The organism is Chryseolinea lacunae (genome assembly GCF_016735595.1).
GTDB lineage: Bacteria > Bacteroidota > Bacteroidia > Cytophagales > Cyclobacteriaceae > Chryseolinea > Chryseolinea lacunae.
The window spans coordinates 44,530-65,695 of the sequence record NZ_JAERRB010000009.1; the positions used below are offsets into that span (position 1 = coordinate 44,530).

The 21,166-nt window shown below is 54.3% G+C and carries 10 protein-coding genes; 8 read left to right on the top strand and 2 right to left on the bottom strand.

Annotated features, from left to right (window positions below):
* Nucleotides 1-9: 9 nt before the first annotated feature.
* Both JI741_RS22280 and JI741_RS22285 read right to left on the bottom strand, forming a co-directional pair.
* On the bottom strand, nucleotides 10-3,636 hold the full coding sequence (locus JI741_RS22280; RefSeq protein ID WP_236676222.1) for a SusC/RagA family TonB-linked outer membrane protein: 3,627 nt from the start codon (nucleotides 3,634-3,636) through the stop codon (nucleotides 10-12).
* Between the two features lie 119 nt (nucleotides 3,637-3,755).
* A complete protein-coding gene (locus JI741_RS22285; protein ID WP_236676243.1) occupies nucleotides 3,756-4,757 on the bottom strand; it encodes a FecR domain-containing protein in 1,002 nt (333 codons plus the stop codon).
* Nucleotides 4,758-5,172: 415 nt separating this feature from the next.
* Between JI741_RS22285 and JI741_RS22290 the strand changes: the two genes are divergently transcribed.
* The 8 genes from JI741_RS22290 (at nucleotide 5,173) to JI741_RS22325 (ending at nucleotide 21,163) form a co-directional block, all read left to right on the top strand.
* Nucleotides 5,173-6,099 (top strand): bifunctional riboflavin kinase/FAD synthetase, encoded by a 927-nt coding sequence (locus JI741_RS22290; RefSeq protein WP_202013636.1) that lies wholly within the window; start codon nucleotides 5,173-5,175, stop codon nucleotides 6,097-6,099.
* Nucleotides 6,100-6,123: 24 nt separating this feature from the next.
* On the top strand, nucleotides 6,124-8,082 hold the full coding sequence (locus JI741_RS22295) for an acetoacetate--CoA ligase (RefSeq protein WP_202013637.1): 1,959 nt from the start codon (nucleotides 6,124-6,126) through the stop codon (nucleotides 8,080-8,082).
* A gap of 82 nt (nucleotides 8,083-8,164) precedes the next feature.
* Nucleotides 8,165-8,824 carry a class I SAM-dependent methyltransferase gene (locus JI741_RS22300; RefSeq protein ID WP_202013638.1) on the top strand — a complete coding sequence of 220 codons (660 nt, stop codon included), beginning with the start codon at nucleotides 8,165-8,167 and terminating at the stop codon, nucleotides 8,822-8,824.
* 634 nt (nucleotides 8,825-9,458) lie between these two features.
* Complete coding sequence (locus JI741_RS22305) at nucleotides 9,459-11,108, top strand: tetratricopeptide repeat protein (protein ID WP_202013640.1); 1,650 nt, start codon at nucleotides 9,459-9,461, stop codon at nucleotides 11,106-11,108.
* A 176-nt stretch (nucleotides 11,109-11,284) separates the two neighbouring features.
* Complete coding sequence (locus JI741_RS22310) at nucleotides 11,285-11,476, top strand: hypothetical protein (protein ID WP_202013642.1); 192 nt, start codon at nucleotides 11,285-11,287, stop codon at nucleotides 11,474-11,476.
* A 25-nt stretch (nucleotides 11,477-11,501) separates the two neighbouring features.
* A complete protein-coding gene (locus JI741_RS22315) occupies nucleotides 11,502-18,983 on the top strand; it encodes a S8 family serine peptidase (protein ID WP_202013644.1) in 7,482 nt (2,493 codons plus the stop codon).
* An 82-nt stretch (nucleotides 18,984-19,065) separates the two neighbouring features.
* Nucleotides 19,066-19,503, top strand: a complete 438-nt coding sequence (locus tag JI741_RS22320) for a hypothetical protein (protein WP_202013646.1) — start codon at nucleotides 19,066-19,068, stop codon at nucleotides 19,501-19,503.
* A gap of 199 nt (nucleotides 19,504-19,702) precedes the next feature.
* Nucleotides 19,703-21,163 carry a sensor histidine kinase gene (locus tag JI741_RS22325; RefSeq protein WP_202013647.1) on the top strand — a complete coding sequence of 487 codons (1,461 nt, stop codon included), beginning with the start codon at nucleotides 19,703-19,705 and terminating at the stop codon, nucleotides 21,161-21,163.
* Nucleotides 21,164-21,166: the final 3 nt, after the last annotated feature.

Sequence of the window (21,166 nt, forward strand, 5' to 3'; positions counted from 1 at the left end):
GATGTGCGATTAAAATTTAACATTCAAGTTGAAGCCGATGCTGCGGGTTGTGGGCACGCTGGGCGATTCCAGTCCCACCACGTTGTCGGAACCGTAGCTGAAGCTTTCGGGGTCGATGTTGGGCACCCATTTTTTCAGCATCAGCACATTGTTGGCCACGAAGCTGAGGCGAAGCCCCTTGATCGGGAACGACGCGCTGAGAAACTTCGTGAAGTCATAGCCCACGGTTATCTGGCGCAACTTCCAATAGCCTGCGTCGTAGATGACCGGCTCAATGAGTCCTGAACCCCGCACCACCGAATAGAAGTCTTCGGCAACGGCAGCCACGTTGTTGATTTCGCTGGCGGCATTCACGCCCACGCCAACCACCGCGCCTTTTTGCGCGCCCGTTACAGGGTCAACGCCACCTTCTCTGCCCACCAGGGTTTCTTTCGACAAACCGTGGCGATAGGCATTGAAGTTTGTTCCGGACAACACTTTGCCACCCAGCTTGAAGTCGATGAGGACGGAAGCCGTTATGCCTTTGTAGTTGAAAGCGTTTGTGAACCCGCCTACCCACTTGGGCAACGCGCTTCCAAAGGGTATGAGTTTGGTAGTGGGCAGGGCCACACCGTTGGCGCCATACACAATCATGCCCTTGTGATCGGGATTGACAGAACCGTCGTCTCTGCGATAGCCAAAGCCAACGATCTGACCCAGCTCTTCGCCCACAATTTGCTGCACAAAGCCGTTGAACACGTGTGTGCCCGTGGTGATGTTTTCACCCGGTGTGTCGGTGATGATGCTCAGCACTTTGGTGATGTTGTAGGCCCCGTTGAACGTGAAGTCCCACTGGAAGTTGTCGGTGCGCACGGGCACCAGGTTCACCATCAATTCGATGCCTTTGTTCTGGCTCTTACCGCTGTTGATAAGCGTGTTGATGTAGCCCGAAGCGTCAGACACCTGTGCACGCACGATCTGATCGGTGGTGATTTTCTTATACACAGCCAGGTCGACGTTGACGCGGTTGTCGAACATTTTTAATTCCAAACCCAATTCGGTTTCGTCCACTTTCATGGGGCGAAGGTTGGCGTTGGGCACAAGCGTTGCAGAGGTTCCCACCGGTTGACCGCCAAACTGGTTGGCGTTTACCGAATAGAAAAGCTGGTTGGCATAGGGCGGCACATCCGAGTCGCTACCCACGCTGGCAAACGCTGCCCTCACCTTTCCAAAGTTGAGCCAGCTCAAATTGTCGCCAAGGGTTTGCGTGAACACATAGCTGGCCGACACCGATGGATACAGGATGCTGCGGTTGCCGGGCGACAGTGTGCTGAACCAGTCGTTGCGGACGGTGGCATTGAGGTAGAGAAACTGTTTGTAGTTTACTTCGGCTGTTCCATAAAGTGAATTCACACCACGTTCAACCAGATCGTAGGTAGGATCTTTTGCACGACCGTTTTGCACGGTATACAAATCTTTTACCACAAAGTCTGTTACCTGCACAACGTTGGAGTCGAAGCGCCGGCGCATCTGGTTTCCGCCGCCGGTCACATTCAATCCGAAGTTACCAAACTCTTTGTTGAAGGTGAGCAGGAAGTCTATGTTGGTTTCGCGGAAGCGGCGTGCCTCCTGCGTGTAGAGGCCGTTGAAGAATCCCGGAACGGCTGCCAGCACTGAACCCGAGCTGATGGATGCTTTGCCGGTAGGCAGGTTGATGTAGTCAGAATCGCGTGTCCAGAAATCCTGACCGCCGCGCACTTGCAACGACAGCCATTTTGTGAAATCATATTTCACCGAGAGATTTCCCATGATGCGATCGCGGCGAATGTTGCCCTTCACCTGGTCGAGCACCCAATAGGGATTGGTGCGGTTGGTGAAACGCGAATACAAATATTCGCCACCGCCGGGATTGTAGGCGTTTGCACGCAGCAACTCCAACGGCATGGTGTTGGCCATGGCATAGAGCGATGTGGGAATGGAGTTGTCCTGGTCCGACACTACGGGAGGATTTTTCGTGACCTCGTTGGCATAGTTCACGTTGCCCTTGAAGCTGAATTTCGACGACAGGTCGTAGCTAAAGCCCAGGTTAAGCGTGTTGCGTTTGTAGGAGTTGTTGGGCGTAACACCCTTGCTGTCCATGTTGGACACCGACAGGTTCATGCCACCCTTGTCGCTGTTGGCCGAAAGCGACACGCTATTGGTGAAGTTCTGACCGTGGCGATAAAATTTATTGAGGATGCCTTTCTGCGCCACATAGGGCACTTGCACATTGTTGTATAACAACTGTGTCATGCCAGGCTCGATTTTGGGACCAAACGACCATTGGCCTGTGGTGGGATTGGGAAGTGCACCTGCCGACGCGGGGCCAAGTCCGTTTTCGCCCTGACCATATTCGTATTGATAGTCGGTGAAGTCCAAAATCTTTTCGTCGGTGTAGTTCATGTTGTAGGTCACGCCGATGCCACGTGCGCCGATGGTGCGCGACTTGGTGGTGATCATGATCACGCCGTCTTTTGCACGCGATCCGTAGAGGGCTGCGGCTGTGGCGCCTTTCAGCACCGTCATGTTTTCGATGTCGTCGGGGTTGATGCTGTTCAAGCCGTCGCCACCGTCGGTCGACGCTCCACCGCCTTTGTTGGCCACCGAGTTGTCGCCGGCGGTGTTGCCTTGGTTGGTACCGAAGCTGGTGTTGTCAATGGGCACACCGTTCACCACGATGAGCGGCGTGTTCTGACCACCAAACGATGATTGGCCACGGATACGAATCTTTGAAGATCCACCGGGGCCAGTGCCCAGCGACGTCACGTTCACACCGGCCACTTTGCCTTGCAACGTGCTCATCACGTTCGAACCACGGTTCACCGAGATCTGGTCGCCGGTTACTTTCGATGTGGCATAGCCCAAGCTCTTGGCCGACTTCTCGATGCCCAAAGCCGTCACTACTACTTCATCCAACGATTGCAGGTCGGGGTTTAAAGAAATGTCTATTACGGTGCGTCCGCCCACAGGAGTTTCCTGTGACGCATAGCCTACGAACGAGAACACCAGCACGGCATTGTCGTCGGCCACGGTGAGGGAGAACTTTCCATCGGAGTCGGTAGTAGTTCCGTTAGTCGTTCCTTTTTCCACCACGTTCACACCGGGGAAGCCCACGCCCGATTCGTCTTTCACCACACCGGTGATGGTCTTGGCGGCAATGGCGGCGCGCACATCAACCCGTTGAATGGGTTCGGCGGTTGCAAACGTGCTGAAGTCTTCCGCTTTATCGAGTGCCAGCGAAGGCACCATGAGCGTGGAGCTCTGGGGCTGGTTGGCGCTGCGCATTTGTTTTTTGTAAATCACATAAAAATTGTCGCCGGCTTTTTCATAGTACAGGCCGGTGTCTTTCAACACACTGTCGAGGGCTTGTTCCACACCTTTGAAGGTGGCGGCCGAAAAGTGAACCTGCTTGTTCTCAATCCATTCGTCTTTGTAGGCAATAGAGATGGAATACGATCGCTCGAGTTCACTCAACGCTTGCTTCAGAGAGCTCACGTCTCCGGAACGTTGCTGTGCGTGCAGGGGTCGGCTCACCGCCGCATACACTTGGTCGTGTTGCGACATTGCCTGAACGTGCACCATCAGCAACAAGCCGAGTAGTAGGTAGCAATTTTTCATAGGTTATGGTTTTAAGTTGTGTAGTTCGTTTCCGGGTTAATAAACAAATCACATCGGCAGTCTCACGTCTTCATGTTTTCTGATGCAGGCCCCTGCATCCGGGTTTGGCTATACGTTGTTTATTCTTCAATTGAAATTGTCTGTCCGTTGCGGGTGATCTTCAGCTGAAAGGCTTTTGCCATCTGCTGCAGCAACACGTCGTCGTCGCCCAGGGGCATGGACCCCGACACGGTTTGTTCGAGCAAGGTGGTGTCGGTCACCTTCACATCGAGTCCATAGTTGTCGGTGAGCATGCGCACCATTTCGCCGAGGCTGGTGTGGTTGAGCATGATCTTGTTTTGCGTCCACGCGGTGTAGAGCCTGGGGTCCACTTCTTCTTTCTTATACTTGCTGCCTTTGAACTCGACCATGTCGCCGGGTTTCATCAGAATTTTTTCGCGTGTTTTTTCCAGCGGGAGGTTGAGGCGAATCTGGCCCGAGTTGAGGATGACGGTGGTTTTGAGGGTGCGCTTATAGACGTTGAACGTGGTGCCCAACACTTCCACGCTCACGCCATCGCTGGTCATGACTTTGAAAGGTTTGTGATCTTTGGTGTGCACCACCGAGAAGAACGCTTCGCCTTCGAGCCAGATTTCGCGTTCGGGCTTTTCGGTCCAGTTGTTCAGAATGCGGAGGGAGGAGTTGGCGTTGAGGATGACTTTGGAATTGTCGGGCAGCACCACGGTTTTGGTTTCGCCATAGGCGGTGGTGTATTCCTTCCAGGGTTTTGTGCCGGTCATGAAGTAGACGGCCGTTACCATCAGCAGGGTGATGACGGCTGCGGCCACGCCATACCACCGGTAGGCCGGGGCCATGAGCGAACGGCCTTGCTCGCGGGCCGTGTCGATGTGCCGCACCCGGTCCCAGAGCTGGGCCAGGTCTTCGGTTGACAACGTGTGGTTCGAGAACCGGATGCTTTCCAGGATGGCACGGGCTTCTTCTACGTCTTCGCGTTTTTCGGGATGCTGCTTGAGCCAGGCCTCCCAAAACACGTGCGCGCTGTGGTCGCCCGGGTGCGCCACCCAATAGTGGAAATAGTCGTCGGTCACAAAGTCGTTTACCGAGAAATTAGTATACTTCATCACAGGTCGTAAAGGTCGGTTTGGGTGTGAATAAGCCTTAAGAGGGGGCACTTTGGGAGATCTCACCGTTTTTTTTGAAAATATTTTTTCAGCGAAGCCGAAGCCGGTTTGAAAAGGCTGTCATTACTATATGGATTGAGTTAGTCTTTGTTGTAGGGTGTGCATCGATGTGGGGCCTGAAGGAATTGGGTTGCGGATGGCATGTGCGTGGCCGGGCAGCGATCGCAACGGAAAGCCCACAGCCGCGGGGATTGCGGGTGGGGCGAGGACTTGCAGTGGAGAGCGCGGTGCCCCGACGCGTCGGGCAGCCCGCATGGATGGTTCCCGACATGCCGATTGTTAGACCCTTGCGGCAAGCGCAGACCCTCCTCCCATTTCCTAATTTTTATACCTTTAGGGCCGAAACCAGAATGGGATGAAGATTTATCACGGGATTGAAGATTTTGCGCGGCTGGATTGCGCCGTTGTGACAAGCGGAACATTCGACGGGGTGCACGTGGGGCATCAGAAAATCCTGTCGCGCCTGCGCGAAACGGCAACCAAGAGCAATGGCGAAACGGTGGTGATCACCTTTTGGCCTCACCCCCGCCTGGTGCTGCATCCCGAAGACACCAGCCTGAAGCTGCTCAACACCTTCGAAGAAAAAGCCGAGTTGCTCAAGGCACAGGGCATAGACCACCTGGTGCGCATTCCGTTTACCAAAGAGTTTTCGCAGCTCACCTCCGAGGAATTCATCACTGAAATTATCGTGAAGACCATTGGCACCAAGAAGCTGGTGATTGGCCACGACCACCACTTTGGCAAGAACCGCGAAGGCAGCTTTGAGCAACTGATGCTGAACGGACCCAAGTATGGCTTTGAAGTGGAAGAGATTCCGCGCCAGGACATAGACCACGTGGGCGTGAGCTCCACCAAAATACGCAAGGCCCTCGAAGAAGGCGACATCGACACGGCCACCCACTTTCTGGGCGGCTACTATGGCCTGACCGGCCGCGTGGTGATGGGCGACAAACTGGGCCGCCTGCTGGGCTACCCCACGGCCAACATCGAAGTGGACACGGCCTACAAACTCATTCCCGCCGACGGCATTTATGCGGCCACCGTGAGCCACGAACACCAACGCTACGACGGCATGCTCTACATTGGCAACCGCCCCACCGTGAACGGCCTGATGCGAAGAATTGAAGTGAACCTCTTCGATTTTCAAAAAGACATCTATGGCGAAGCCCTCACCGTGCACTTTCACAAACTCATCCGCGGCGACATCCGGTTCAACGATCTGGAAGAATTAAAACAGCAGCTGCACCTTGATAAGGTAGCAGCTTTGAACATATTGCGATAGCAAGTTCCCTGAACCGTCTGCCCTATGAAGCCCACACCCCTTTGGACCCCTTCTGCTGCGGCGAACCGCCACACCAACCTGACCGCCTTCATGCAATGGCTTCGCGAAAAGAAGCACATGCACTTTGAATACTATGGCCAACTGTGGGAATGGTCGGTGACCGAACCCGACGAATTCTGGGAACACCTCTGGCACTATTTCGACATTGTGCACGACGGCACCTTCGCCACCGTGACCAACGGTGAGCCTATGCCCCACACACGCTGGTTTGAAGGCACACACCTGAACTATGCCGAACACATTTTTCGCAAGGCCAGCGCCGTCTATCCGGCCATCGTGTTCAAAGACGAGACCGGCCTGGGGCGCGAGGTGAGCTGGAAAGAACTGAAGAACCAAACCGCCGCCCTGCAAAACTTTTTGCTCGAACGCGGCCTGAACGTGGGCGACCGCGTGGCGGCCTACCTGCCCTGCGTGCCCGAAGCCACGGTGGCCCTGCTGGCCGCCAGCGGACTGGGCGCCACGTGGTCGAGCTGCTCGCCCGACTTTGGCACCCCCGCCGTGATTGACCGCTTTGCCCAGATTGAACCCAAGGTGCTGATTGCCGTGGACCACTATCGCTATGGCGGCAAAGTGTTTGACAAAACCACCACCGTGCAAGAGCTGATACGCGCGCTGCCCACCGTAGAAACCGTGATTGTGATTTCGGAAAAGAACACGGCCTTTATCCACCCCACCGTGAACATTGTGTCGTGGCAGGAGGTGATGCAACGGCAGGGGCATGCGCCGGTGTTCAGGCGGGTGCCGTTCAATCATCCGTTGTGGGTGTTGTATTCGTCTGGAACAACGGGGTTGCCCAAAGCCATTGTGCATTCGCAGGGCGGCATCTTGTTGGAGCAATTGAAATACGGCACCTTTCACAACGACTTCCACGCGGGCGAGCGCTGCTTCTGGTACACCACCACGGGTTGGATGATGTGGAACTACATACACGGCGCGCTGCTGGCCGGTGCCACCATGGTGCTCTATGACGGCAGCCCCGCCTACCCCGATTTGAAAACACTGTGGCAGTTTGCGCAAGACGCGGGCATACACCACTTCGGCACGAGTGCGGGATTTATACTGGCCAACCTGAAAGAAGGCATCGCGCCCGGCAAAGATTTTTCGTTGTCTACGCTGCGCTCCATAAGCTCCACCGGTAGCACATTGCCACCTGAGGGATTTGCGTGGGTGTATGGTAAACTTAAAAAAGACATCTGGCTGGTGTCGATGAGTGGCGGCACAGATGTATGCAGCGCCTTTGTGGGTGGCAACCCCACGTGGCCCGTATACGCCGGCGAGATTCAATGTCGCGCGCTGGGCTGCAACCTGCAGGCCTTCGACGAAGACGGGCAGCCTGTGCACGATGATGTGGGCGAAATGGTGATCACCACCCCCATGCCCTCCATGCCCATCTTTTTCTGGAACGACAAGACCTTTAAACGCTACACCGAAAGCTATTTCGACACCTACCCCGGTGTGTGGCGCCACGGCGACTGGGTGCGCATCACCCCGCGGCAGGGCGTGGTGATCTACGGCCGCAGCGACGCCACCCTGAACCGTGGCGGCGTGCGCATAGGCACCAGCGAAATTTATCGCGCCGTAGACAAAGTGGCCGAAGTGAAAGACAGCCTCATCATTTGCCTGGAGAAAGACGGCGGCCAATTCTGGATGCCTTTGTTTGTGGTGATGCAACCGGGTGTGCCGCTCACAGACGAGATCAAAAAGAAAATCAACACGACGCTTCGCACGGACTACAGTCCACGGCATGTGCCGGATGAAATTGTTGCTGTGCCGGACATACCTTATACGATGAGTGGTAAGAAAACGGAGACGCCGGTGAAGAAGGTGCTGATGGGAAAGAAGGTGAAGGATGTGGTGAACGCAGGAGCGTTGAGGAACCCGGAGGCGATGGAGTTTTTTGTGGGATTTGGTGGAAAGAAATGATTTTGATTTTTGGATGCCGCGACAAACTGGTGCGGGTGTCGCATAGATCGCAACTGCATTTATTGGCCGACTGATTTATTTTATGAACCTTGAACAAATAAATGAATTAACAAGAATTGCCTACAACAAAACGGCCGATAAGTATCATGAGCATTTCAAAAATGAAATAGCCCAAAAGGAATACGACAGACTGTTGCTTGACAAGTTCTCTGCCCTGCTCCCACCCGCCTCCCGCATCTGCGACGCCGGCTGCGGCCCCAGCGGACACATCGGAAAATATTTAGCAGATAAGGGACACAACGTTGTGGGCATTGACATTTCAGAACGATGTGTTGGCATCGCCACGTCCTATAATCCACAGATGGAGTTTCGGGTGATGGATATGATGAAGACAGAATTTGAAGCCGAATCGTTTGACGCCATTCTTTCTTTCTACTCGATCATCTACACGCCCAAACACTATGTCGACAAGATCTTCGCGGAATTTAACCGGTTGGTAAAACCCGGTGGCAAAGTGTTGGTTGTTGTGAAAAAGGGAACGAATGAGGGCATTGTTGATAACGCGTGGTATGAAGGGAATCCGGTTCAGTTTACGCATTTTATGGAGCATGAGATCAAGGACTACTTTTCGAATAATGATTTTGATGTTGATTTGTTTGATGTTCGTGAGCCCTATGATTTTGAATTTAACGTTGACAGAATATATGCGATTGGAACAAAGAAATCAATCGCCTCTGAATAACGCCATGCCAAACTCACTTGCTAATCCAGCTTTTTAATATCGCAGCCTGCAAGGCATCCGGGTTCGGCAGGAAACTCAAGGCAAACGATGCTTGCATCTGCTTGCATAGAAACAACATCAATCTCTTTCGTTACGCCATTGTCGGACAGCTGAAGGCTTATTTTTTTGTCCTTCGCGTGCCGTGGCAAGATAGTATTGGTGGATGTTGATTGATGGTGGTGTTTGTTGGAGAAGTGAGCATGTTGGGCAATATAGAGAGAAAAATAAATTCTGGGTGTTGTGTGTTTTCATACTGAACGTGTATTGAAATGTTGCTCACATTTCATACCGCCGCTCATGGCCGCTGGCCTCGCATGTTCCCATCAGGGCTAGATCCGAGGCCGCGAGGCCATGAGCGGAGCTATGAAATGCACAAAAAAAACACTCACAATAAACATTCTATCTCACTCAGCGCACAGCCTTAACGTTGTAAACACCCATCTCCCAATCACCTACAACACCTCTTGCAAAAAACAAAAAAACATCCTACACCCCCCAACCGCCCAGGTTCACCCCTCTCAACGATTCCCCAAATTCCTTCTCACAAATCCCAAATATTTCGCAACTTGGCATTCCTATAAACTTTGGTGCCCTCATGGTTCGGCTGGTTTGTGCTTTGTTATTGTTGTTGTTGTTGTTGTCGTTGCAGGTGAAGGCCGCGTCGCAGGCGGATAGTCTGCGTGTGGCGTTGCAGCATGCCAAAAGTGACGAGGAGCGCATGCGGGTGTCGTTGGCGCTGGCAGATAAGATCTATAACAGCGATCCGTTTCAGGCGTTGGAATATGCGGCGGAGGCGGTGCGGCTGGCCAGGAAGTTCAATGCCGATTCGTCGCTTATTGCCGCCTACTCTTCGCAGGCTAAAACCTATTTGCATTTGGGTAACTACTCGCGGGCGCTGGAAATCTACCAGGTGGTGATTCACGATGCGGGGGAGCGTAAAGATCTTTATTGGCTGGCGGTGGGCTATGGCAACATGGGGAGTGTCTATTATTTCCAGCGCGATCATGAGAATGCTTTGAAATATTATTTGTTGTCGCTCGATCAATACATTGCCATGACGTCGGCGGGCAACGACAAACGGACCTTGCACAAGGGCAACCTGCTCAACAACATCGGCATCATCTATTCCGAGACCGGCGAATACGAGAAGGCTACCCGCTACTACAGCGAGGCCTATACCCTCAGCAAAGAAACGAACGACTTCGAAATGATGGCCAACGTGCTCAACAACCAGGGCACCCTGGCCGGCGACCAGGGCGACAACGCGCTGGCCTATAAGCGCTACAACGAAGCCCTTGAGCTACGCAAGAAAAACCACGACATGCTGGGCCTGGCCCGCTCCAACAACAACCTCGGAAATTTTTATATCGAACACTATCAGGACGATGTCCACGCCGAACCCCATTTGAAAGAAGCCATCGCCATCGGGCAGAGCATTGCAGCGTGGCAGGTAGTGAGCTCTTCGTCTAACCTTTTATATGGTGTGTATAAACGCCACGGCAAATACAAGGAAGCATTGGAAACGTTGGAGCTGCACCGCCAGGTGCGCGACAGCCTTTTTAATGAAGAAAGCACGCGCAAGATTGCCCAGCTGGAAATGCAGTTTGAGTTCGACAAGCAACAACGCGAGCTGGAGGCCAGTCAAAAAGAGAAGGAGCTCTACTTTTGGTCGGGCGTGATCGGGTTGGTGTTGTTGCTGGTGATTGTGTCGCTGCTCTTCATATTGCAGCGCAACAAAACGCGGCGGTCGGAGCTGGAGCAGGCCCACCTGAAGCTGGAAAAGGTGAACCTGCAAAACGACCTGGTGCTCAAAGACAAGGAGCTCACCACCAACATCATGAACCTGCTCAACAAAAACGAACTCATCAACGCCATTTCCGAAAAGCTTTTGGACTTGAAACAGCATGTGGCGGCCGACCTGCAAGGGCCGTTGCAAAAGGTGGTGCTCGACCTGCAATCCAACCTCCAGCCTGAACTGTGGCAGGAATTTGAGGTGCGCTTCCAGCAGGTGCACGAACAGTTCTATAAAACATTGCACGAAAAATTCCCCGACCTCTCGCCGCACGAAGTCCGGCTCTGCGCCTTCCTGAAGCTGAACATGACCACCAAAGAAATTTCGGCCATCACCCACCAGAACGCCAAGTCGATTGACGTGGCCCGCACGCGGCTCCGCAAAAAGTTGAACCTGACGGGCACGGAACACAACCTGGTCACCTTCCTTTCGCAAATAGACAAGTCCGTTTAAAGTAAACGTGCAAACGCACACCCTTCCGAAAACCGTTTCAGAACGGCCATTTTCGCCTTGTAGTGATTTTGTTAGGATGAAAAATCGCCCCCTGTAGTGATTTTGTAGCGATTGCCTCGCATTTCATTTCCACCATTGTATTCGTAATTGCTCCAACCTAAACCAACGCCTTCGCCATGAAGAAACGGAGCAAGAACAAAATTCCGGAAGAACCCCACGCCGCGCCCGCGGCCCCGGAGCCACAGTCTTCGCACGACGACGAGGCCATTCTTGACCTCATCAACAAACGCAAGCTGCAACAGGACGCCCTTCATAAAATTATGAGCGCCATGGACCGCCTCACCGGCGGCGACAAAAACAAACGCTAACCTGAACATCACTAACCTAAACTCTATGATTGATTATTTACGAACACTGAAAAGAAGGATTCTCCTGCTGGGGATGCTCCTCTGCTGTGCCGCCACTGGCTGGGCGCAGGAGTATCAGCAGAGCGTCCGGAAGGGTATGGTAAAGGTCAAAGTCTCTGCGGAGATGGCCTCCACCCTAAGCCAGGCGCGTGTGCGCCCCGGCAAAGAACTGAGCACGGGCATTCAGCCCCTCGACGCCGTGGCCAAGCGCACGGGTGCCAAAAACATGTATCGCCTGTTTCCCTTCAACCCCAAGATCGAAGCCAAGCTGCACAAGCATGGGCTGGACCTTTGGTATGTGGTGGAGCTTGACGAAAACACCGACCCCAACGACGCGGTGGCAGCCTACAAAAAAGTGAGCGGCGTGACGCTGGCGGAAACCGACCATCTCAAAATTGTGAGCCCTTTCAAAGTGCAGGAGTTCAAGGGCAACCCCGTGTCGCCTATGGGTGGCACAATGCCCTTCAACGACCCCATGCTGCCCTCGCAGTGGCACTACAACAACACCGGGCAGTCGGGCTACACGCCCGGCTCGGACATCAACCTGTTTGAAGCCTGGAAGATCACGGCCGGCAAACGCGGTGTGATTGTGTCTATTCACGACGAAGGTGTGGACGTGGCCCACAACGACCTTGCGGCCAACATCTGGACCAACGAGGCAGAGCTGAACGGCAAGCCCAAAGTGGACGACGACAACAACGGCTATGTGGACGACATTCACGGCTGGAACTTTGACAACAACAACGGCCAGATCGATCCGCAATTTCACGGCACACACGTGGCGGGAACCATCGCGGCGGTGAACAACAACGGCATTGCCGTGTCGGGCGTGGCCGGTGGCACAGGCAAGAACGACGGCGTGCAGGTGATGTCGATGCAGACCCTGGGCGGCGGAAGCTTCGAAAACTCCTATGTGTATGCGGCCAGTAACGGTGCCGTGATTTCGCAAAACAGCTGGGGCTATACCAACCCCGGTTCCTTCGATCAGTCGGTGCTCGATGCCATCGACTACTTCATTGCCGAAGCCGGAAACTATAGCGGCAGTCCCATGCGGGGTGGCCTTGTGATTTTTGCCTCGGGCAACAGCAACACCGACGAGCCTTTCTATCCGGCCTTCCACCCCAGCGTGGTGGCCGTGAACTCGATTGGTCCCGACTATAAGCGAGCATACTATTCCAACTATGGTGTGTGGACAGACATTACCTCCACGGGTGGCAACACCGACCTGGGTGGCACCAGCGGTGTGTTGAGCACGCTGCCCAACAACAAGGTGGGCTACATGCAAGGCACATCCATGGCCTGCCCGCACGTGTCGGGTATTGCCGCACTGGCCTTGTCTAACCGCACGCACCAGATGACGGCCGACGAGCTGCGCAATCAGATCGTTACCGGCGTGCGCGACATTGAAGAATACAATCCTGACTTTGTAGGCTTGCTGGGCTCGGGCCTCACCGACGCTAAACTCGCCATTCAGAACGACGGCAAAATTGCTCCCGCCACCATTGGCGATCTGAAGATCACTGCGCTGGCGCAAGAGCTTGCCACACTAACGTGGACGGTACCCGCCGACGGCGACGATGGCCGCGCCATTCGTTTTGAACTTTACTACTCCACCACTCCCCTCACTGCCGCCAACCTGAGCCAGGCCGAAAAGATAGCCGTCGGCACAAAGCTTGGAGCCGGCGAAACGGTGAGCCTGGAAGTGAATGAACTCAGCAGCCTCACCACCTACTATTTTGGTGTGGTGGCCTTCGACCGCTGGGGCAACGGCTCCGTGCTTTCGAACATCGCGCAAGGCACCACCAACGATGGTCCAACCATTGCTGTTGACGACGCCAGTAAAAACATCAGCCTTTCCATTGATGCGTCGAACACAAACACCGCAGAGCACACCATCAACCTGCTGAACCAGGGCGAAGGGTTGCTTCGCTGGACAGGTTTTTCGCGCAGCAAAGAACACAACACTACCTTCCTGGCAACGGGCTTGAACTATCCTGTGGCCAGCAAGGTAAAAACTGCTTCTGTGGCCACGCTTACCAAGCGCGAGGCCAACACCGCTGCATCGAACAAGAACAAGATCTCCACGCTGTCGTTTGGTGGCGAGCAGATTGGTTATGGTTGGGACTGGCCCATCACGCTCATTGGCGAGATGGACACCACCATCGCCAACTCGTCGGCCACACGTTTTGAGGTGACCGAAGATGCGGGCTTCAACCTCACGCACGTGCAGATGTGGCTCCGTCAGAATCCGAAGAAAGGTCCCATCATTGTGGAAGTCTACAAGGAAACCCTTCAGAAGAAAAACCTGATCGGCGCGCAGGAATACAACGTGCCGCCTTCGCCCTGGGACGAGAACCAGTCTATCCAACTGGATGAACAACTCTTCTTCGAAAAAGGTGAAGTGTTCTGGATCGTGTTCCATGTTCCCGCCGGCAACCTCTATCCGCTCGGCGTGGCTGAAGCGATGGACGAAGCGTATTCCGAAAACTGTATGATTTCGTTTGACCTTGGTGCTACCTGGGCGCTGTTGCCCGAAGTGATTCACGACAGCCGCTATGTGTGGTCTACCATCGCCACATCCTATAGCCAGGACCTGGGCAAGTATTTAACACTCACGCCTTCGGAAGGCGAATTGAGTGGTCAAAGCGATGCAGACGTGTTGCTGACGGCCGATGCTGCGCAGTTGCTGAACGGAAACTATTCTGCCAACATCATTTTGAAATCGAACGACAGCAAAACACGTGAGCTGCGCTTGCCTGTGGAGCTGACCGTGACGGGCCAGCGGCCGGTGTTGCAATCGGCCGACGTAGTTGATTTCGGCAGTGTGTTTAATGGCAAATCGAAAGAGATGACGGTGACCGTGACCAACAACGGCTACGGCCATTTTGAAAGTCCGGTGACCACACTTTCGAATGCACAGTTTGAAATTATCGGGGGCGAGCCGTGGCAGATTGGCGCGCGCGACAAAGTGGACATGGTGGTTCGCTTCACGCCTTCGGGCATGGGCAATGTGAACGCCACGCTCACGCTGCAGTCGGGCGACCTCACGCACACCATCGCGTTGTTTGGCGTGGGCACCGAAGCCAGCAAGATCAAAATCACACCGGCCACACAAACGATCGACAACCTGGCCATTGGCGATGTGGCCAAAGCCACGGTGAAGGTCGAGAACGCCGGTGCATTTCCGCTAAAGTATTTTGTTCCGGGGCACGACGCCAAGGGCATCAGCGAAGGCTGGCCCGACAAATTTCACACCTATGGCTACACCGCACACAACAGTGTGAACGATGCCAATCCGGTGGCCTATGTCTGGAGCGACATTGCAAAAACGGGAACAGACATTTCCGACTATTTCAAAAACACCGAACATCATTATTATGAAGTGGGACTTGATTTTGATTTCCCCTTCTATGCCGAAAAAGCAAATAAGATCTACGTCACCCAAATTGGTATGATCACGCTCGACAACACCGTGCGCGTGGTGAACACGCCGCGTTTGCGCGACAGCTATGGGCCCATTGCCCAGATTGCTGCAGCCGGCTTGCATTTCAAATACCTGAACAGTGGCAAAGTGTTTATTCTAAAAGAAGCGGATCGTTTCATTGTGCAGTACGATCACGTGCAGGAGGGCGAAGCGTGGCAACCGCTGACGTTCCAAATCGTGTTGTACGACAACGGGGACATCCGCTTCTATTACAAAAACGTGAGCGACGACGCCGACTACATGCGTCCCACCACGGCCCTCATTGAAGACCGCGCAAAAGAAGACGGCATTCTGCTGGCCGACTACGAAACAAATTTCCCCTGGCAGAACGAGATGGCCTTTGGCTTTGACTATCCCGGTCCCGACATCATTACCAGCTTCACCAACGGCTCGGGCCTGGTGATGCCCGGCGAATCGGCCGATGTGGAATTGACCCTGAACACCGAAACGCTGAACGAAGGGGCGACCAACAAGTACGTTACCTTCATCAGCAACGATCCGTTCACCCCTGCGGCTTCAGCCAACATCAAGTTGAATGTGACTTCGGGCGGCGAAGCCAATGCGGTGGTGTCGACCGATGCCATTGCGTTTGGTGAAGTGTTTAAAGGCGCCATCAAGTCACAACTGTTTGTGATCAAGAACGAAGGCTCGGCCAGCATCGACGTGGTGAGCGTGACGCTGCAGAAGGGCAAGTTTGCTCTAAGCGGCGAACCCGCCGTGACGTTGACGGCCAAACACGCAGCAACCTATCGCGTGACCATCCCCACCGAAGACCTCGGTGCGTTGACCGACAAAGTGCTCATCGTGTATGGCGACGGCACCAAAGCCGAGATCGCGCTTAGCGGTGACGTGGTGCCTGCACCGGCCATTGCCGTGGACCTCTCGCCAGTGGAAGAAACCCTGGAGCATGGCGCTCAGAAAACCATTCCGTTTGTGATCAAGAACACCGGTGCAGCAACGCTTGAGCTTGCCGTGTCGGGTTCGGAGTGGGCCACCACCGATGTGGCTACGAAAGAAGTGTCGACCAATGGTGTGCCCGACATCGCCTACACCTGGCGCTCGTCGAAAGGTGCAGACGGACCTTCCTATCAGTGGGTAGATGCCTTCAAGACCGGCACACGCGTGGCCATTGAAGAGATGGACCCGTTTGAAGATGACAAGTTCTGGAAGAAGATCGACCTCGAGTGGCCATTCACGTTCTACGGAAAAGAATACTCCGCGCTCTATGTAGGCTACAACGGCATCATCACCTTCGATGAAGGCGCGCCTGCATCGCTCTTCACACAGAACATTCCTACCACCGACGCCCCGAACAACTTCATTGCCTCCATGTGGGTGCCGGGTGGATTCGATTCGTATTTCAACCCCGACATCTCGGGCATCTTCTATAAAATTGAAGAAGACAGAATCATCATTTCGTTTGAGCGACAAGTCAACCTGTTCAGCATGGGCGATCCGGTGAGCACACAGATCATCCTGTTCAGGAATGGAAACATCAAGTTCCAATATCGCAACGACGGCATGGGCGAACTGGTGACCCAGTTTGGCGTGGCCGGTATTGAAAACGCGAGCGGCACCGACGGCGTAGAGCTCTCGGCCTACCAAAACCTGGAAGTGGGAACTGGCCTTGCCTATGTGCTGTCGCCTGCGGTGAAGCGCACGCTGGCCGCCGGCGAATCGCTGAATGCCACACTCACGCTCGATGCTAAAAATCTGTTTGCCGGCAACTACAAAACGTTTGTGCACCTCAACACCAACGTGCCCAACAAAGAGAGCCTCGACAAACCCGTGACGCTGACCGTGACCGGCGAAGAGAAGCTGGTTTCGGATGATGCGATCGCCTTTGGCGAAGTGATGGCCTACACCGCCACCTATGAAGACGGCAGCACCGGCCCGAAAGGTTATCAGAAACAATTCACCCTCACCAACGGCGGCACCGCCACGTTGACCATGACGGCGCTGAAGATGGAGAGCGAAGACGGCACCGCCGCGCTTGAAGTGTTGATAAACGGATTCTGGGGACCTGAATGGACTCCCGTTGAATGGCTTGAGAAACTGCCCACGATCCTGCCCGGCGAAAGCCTGCAGGCCCGCGTAGACATCGCACCCGATGGTGAGACTGCTGCGCTTGCCGACAACGTGGTGATCGAAACAGAAGTAACTACCTACAAGATTCCCGTAACGGCCACCATCATTCTTCCGCCTGTGTTGAATGTTGACAGAACGCCCGTGAAGGTATCGTTCAACCTGCCTTCCGAAGCGGCACAACGCGATGTGAAGCTTGGCAACCCTGCAGGCAAGTCGGATCTGAAATATGACCTGAGCATTCGCTACAAACGCGCGGCTGCAGTGGCTTCGGCTACCAACACCGAAAGCATGGCGTTGGCAAAAACGGCTGTACTGGGCACGGCGGCAAAAACAACGTCTACCCTGGATGTTAAACCACTGGGCGACGAAACTTTTAACCGCGTGTTGCAATACGAAGATTCCGAGAAAGCCGAAAGCTTCCTGGGCTATAGCGGCGCCGAAGAGTTTGTGTCGGGCACGCAGTTTAACGGTGGCGACAAAGGTTTTAACCTCACGCACGTACAAACCAATTTCCGTTCGGAAACCCTGGCCACGGGAAGCATCGAGGTGGAGATCAGAGCTGGTGGAACAAACATCGTGAACGCCATTTCGTTGGGCAAAACCATCGCCAACTACACCACGACTGTTCCCGACAACGGGCATTGGCTCACCATCGCCCTCGACAAGCCTGCGAAGATTCTTCCGCACGAAGACTTTTATGTGATCCTCACCTACCCCATGGTGATTGAGTTTGTGCAAGGCTTTATGAAGAATTCGGAAGTGGTAGAAAACCGCTACATGTTCTACAGCGGCGGTATGTGGTCCGATCTGCAAACCTATCCGTATGCCGACTTCCATGACTTCGGATGGATGGTGCGTGCAGCCGAAGAAACGTTCGAAGAATCGGCGTGGGTCTATATTGAAAATGAAACAAGCGGCACCGTGACAACCGATGCGGAACACGCCGTGAACCTGAAGTTTGTGGGTTCGCTCTCGGGCGAAGGCGACCAGAAAGCCGACCTTGTGGTGAAATCAAACGATCCCTACAAAGAGAGTGTGGTGGTGCCGTTGCACATGCACGTGAACCAGGCGCCGTTGTTCAGCGGTGTGCCCGTGGCCCCGCGCGTAGTGGCCGAAGCCGAAACGCTCGACCTGAACGTGACGGTGACCGATCCGGAAACCAACGTGTTTACCGTGACCGCCACAGCAACCTATCCGCGCCTGACGTTTGCCCTGAACGGCAACACGCTCACGCTGCACTATGCACCCGACTATACAGATGCCGGTCTGCATGCCTTTGTGTTCGAAGCCAAAGACGAATTTGGTGCAACGCGCCAGGTGACGGTGAACATTGAGGTTGACAACACCAACCGCGCACCGAAATTTAAAGGCACCACCCGCACGCTTACCTACACCGGCAAGGGCGCCTTCGACGAGCAAAAGCTGGCCACGTTCTTTGCCGATCCCGACAACGATGCGCTGACTTTCACGGCCACCTCGAGCGAAGAGACCGTTGCGGAAGTGTTTACCTCAGGCGAAAGCTTTGTGGTGAAACCTCTAACGCCCGGCCAGACCAAAGTTGCCTTTGTGGTGACCGACAGCTATGGCGCCGTGTTGAAAGACACGTTGACGGTGCGCGTCGACAACATCCTGGGCCTGGAAGAAGCGGCCAACCAAGGTCTGAAAGTATATCCCAACCCTGCCTCGCACACCACCCGTGTGCTGGCCACCGGCGACTGGAGAGGAACGCTGACGCTTGAACTGACGGACGTGTCGGGCAAACGTTGCATCCTGCAACAGGCCGAGGCAACATCGGAAGGTGTGCTGCTGGATGTTGCTTCCCTGCAACGTGGATTCTACCTGCTGCGTGTCACGTCTAAAGACAAACGCGCCACGGTTAAACTGATAAAAGATTAAGATTTTAATTCCCCACCCTATGCCGGCACAGAACATCGTGTCGGCATATTTTGACGGGGAGGTTTCACTAACCTATCAAACCATGAAAACAATTCTAAGACTAATGCTGCCCGCCCTGTTTCTGCTGGCCGTGGCGTGCAAAAGCGACAACGAGGAAAGCGCGCTGGAGAAAAACACGAATGCCCTCACGGCCACCGCGTGGACCAACCCCACGGTGACCAACACACCCGACGGCGACCTGTCGGATAGCTACAACGATTTTGTTGTACTCTTCACCCAACAGGCGTCGGGTTCGTATCACGGCACGTTTGTGATTTCGAACGGCGGCTATGCGTTTGAAGAGAACACGGGCAAATGGAAATTCAGCGACGACCTGAAGCAGATCGTGTTCGACTCGGGCAAGACCATGAATGTAACCGTTGACGAAAAACACCTTCACCTCGATTTCACCGTGGCCCCACCAACCGGGGGACGCACAGATGGATTGAGCGGCAATTTTGTATTTGAGTTTACGCATTAAGTAGAAGGAGCCCAAGAATGCCGAACCAGGGCGCCATGGCGTCCTGGTTTTGTTTGTCTAAAGCCCAGCCTAATCCAGTGTTGTCGCACCCGACATTCGAAATCATTCCTGCGGCATCGCATCCTTTTTTCACTTATTTTTACTTGGGTCGCCCCATCGCCCACATCCCGGCACACCGTACGATCCCAACGCTTCGAATATGTCTCAATCGTTTCGTCCCCTGCATTTGTTGAAACGCCTCGCGTGGTGGGGAACCTCGGCGGTGCGCCCCGACTGGCAGAACCGCAGCATCATCAACACCAACGGCACGGCGTGTATCCTGGCCGCCGTGATCGGCCTGCTGGCTGTGCTCATCATGGTGACGCATCCTTTCGAACCGGTGTTCTGGATATTGTTTTCGATCAGCGCCGTCAGCACGGCTGTTCCGGTGCTGAACAAATTTGGATACACCATCCTGAGCCGGCACCTGCTCACGCTCAACGTGATGGTGGGCGCGATGGTGTTCACCGTGGCGCGCAAGCTGATGAGCGAGCACACGGCGGCCTTGTTCTATCAACCGCGTGCAGGCTTTCTGGTGATGGCCATCATACCGTTAATCGTGTTTCACTTTCGCGAATGGCGGCAGTTGGTGATTAGCATGTTGCCGGGCTTGCTGGCCTTGTTGTTGTTCGATCCCATTCACAACCTGTTTGGTGTGGGCTATTACCAAATGGGCTTCACAGACCCTGACTATTATTTTACAAACGTGGTCTTCTTTTGCTACTACATCTTCCTGATGGGTGGCGTGGCGTTTCTGAAAACCATGATGGAGCGCTACGAGAAACGCAACCACGATCTTATCCGGACCCTGAACAAAGTAAACATCCAGACCATCAAACAAAACAAGGAACTGGAAAGCAAAAGCTACCTGCTAAGCGAACTGCTCGACAAAAAAGACGACGACCTGGCCGACATCACGCAGGAGCTGGCCCGCTACAACCACGAGCTGCTGCAATACTCCTACACTATATCGCACAACCTGCGCGGCCCCGTGGCCAGCATCATGGGCCTGCTGGAGTTACGCAAGATGGACGACCTGGAAATTACGTCCATGGAATTGCTGGACAACATCGAAAAATCAACCGAAACACTCGACCTCACCATCCGCGACCTGAACCGCATTGTGGACGAGCGCCAGAACAAATTCAACATCCGCGAAACGGTGATGTTCGAGCACGAAGTGAACCGCATTGTTTCGCTGCTGGAAGATCACATCCGCGATCATCGCGTGGTGATCCGGAAAGATTTTAACCGTGCCCCCTCAGTGTTCTCGGTGCAGGCGCGGGTGCACTATGTGCTGTTCAGTCTTATCTCAAACGCCATTCAATACCGCGCGCTTGATCGTCCAACCGAAATCAAAGTGCGTTCCTATCCCGAACAAAACGGCACGGTGGTGGAAGTGAGCGACAACGGGGTGGGTATCAACATGGGGCGCTATGGCGACAAGTTGTTCAAGCCGTTTCAACGTTTTCATCCGCATGCTTCCGGAAAGGGACTTAGTTTGTACCTGGTGAAATTGCATGTTGAGAAAATGTCGGGCAGTGTGCACGCCGAGAGCTCACCCGATGTGGGCACAACGTTCCGGATCTTCTTTCAGCATGCATCGCCCGCTATAGAATAGCGT

Coding starts and splice junctions, on each gene's coding strand:
- JI741_RS22280 (WP_236676222.1), bottom strand. CDS start 3,636: ATGAAAAATTGCTACCTACTACTCGGCTTGTTGCTGATGGTGCACGTT.
- JI741_RS22285 (WP_236676243.1), bottom strand. CDS start 4,757: ATGAAGTATACTAATTTCTCGGTAAACGACTTTGTGACCGACGACTAT.
- JI741_RS22290 (WP_202013636.1), top strand. CDS start 5,173: ATGAAGATTTATCACGGGATTGAAGATTTTGCGCGGCTGGATTGCGCC.
- JI741_RS22295 (WP_202013637.1), top strand. CDS start 6,124: ATGAAGCCCACACCCCTTTGGACCCCTTCTGCTGCGGCGAACCGCCAC.
- JI741_RS22300 (WP_202013638.1), top strand. CDS start 8,165: ATGAACCTTGAACAAATAAATGAATTAACAAGAATTGCCTACAACAAA.
- JI741_RS22305 (WP_202013640.1), top strand. CDS start 9,459: ATGGTTCGGCTGGTTTGTGCTTTGTTATTGTTGTTGTTGTTGTTGTCG.
- JI741_RS22310 (WP_202013642.1), top strand. CDS start 11,285: ATGAAGAAACGGAGCAAGAACAAAATTCCGGAAGAACCCCACGCCGCG.
- JI741_RS22315 (WP_202013644.1), top strand. CDS start 11,502: ATGATTGATTATTTACGAACACTGAAAAGAAGGATTCTCCTGCTGGGG.
- JI741_RS22320 (WP_202013646.1), top strand. CDS start 19,066: ATGAAAACAATTCTAAGACTAATGCTGCCCGCCCTGTTTCTGCTGGCC.
- JI741_RS22325 (WP_202013647.1), top strand. CDS start 19,703: ATGTCTCAATCGTTTCGTCCCCTGCATTTGTTGAAACGCCTCGCGTGG.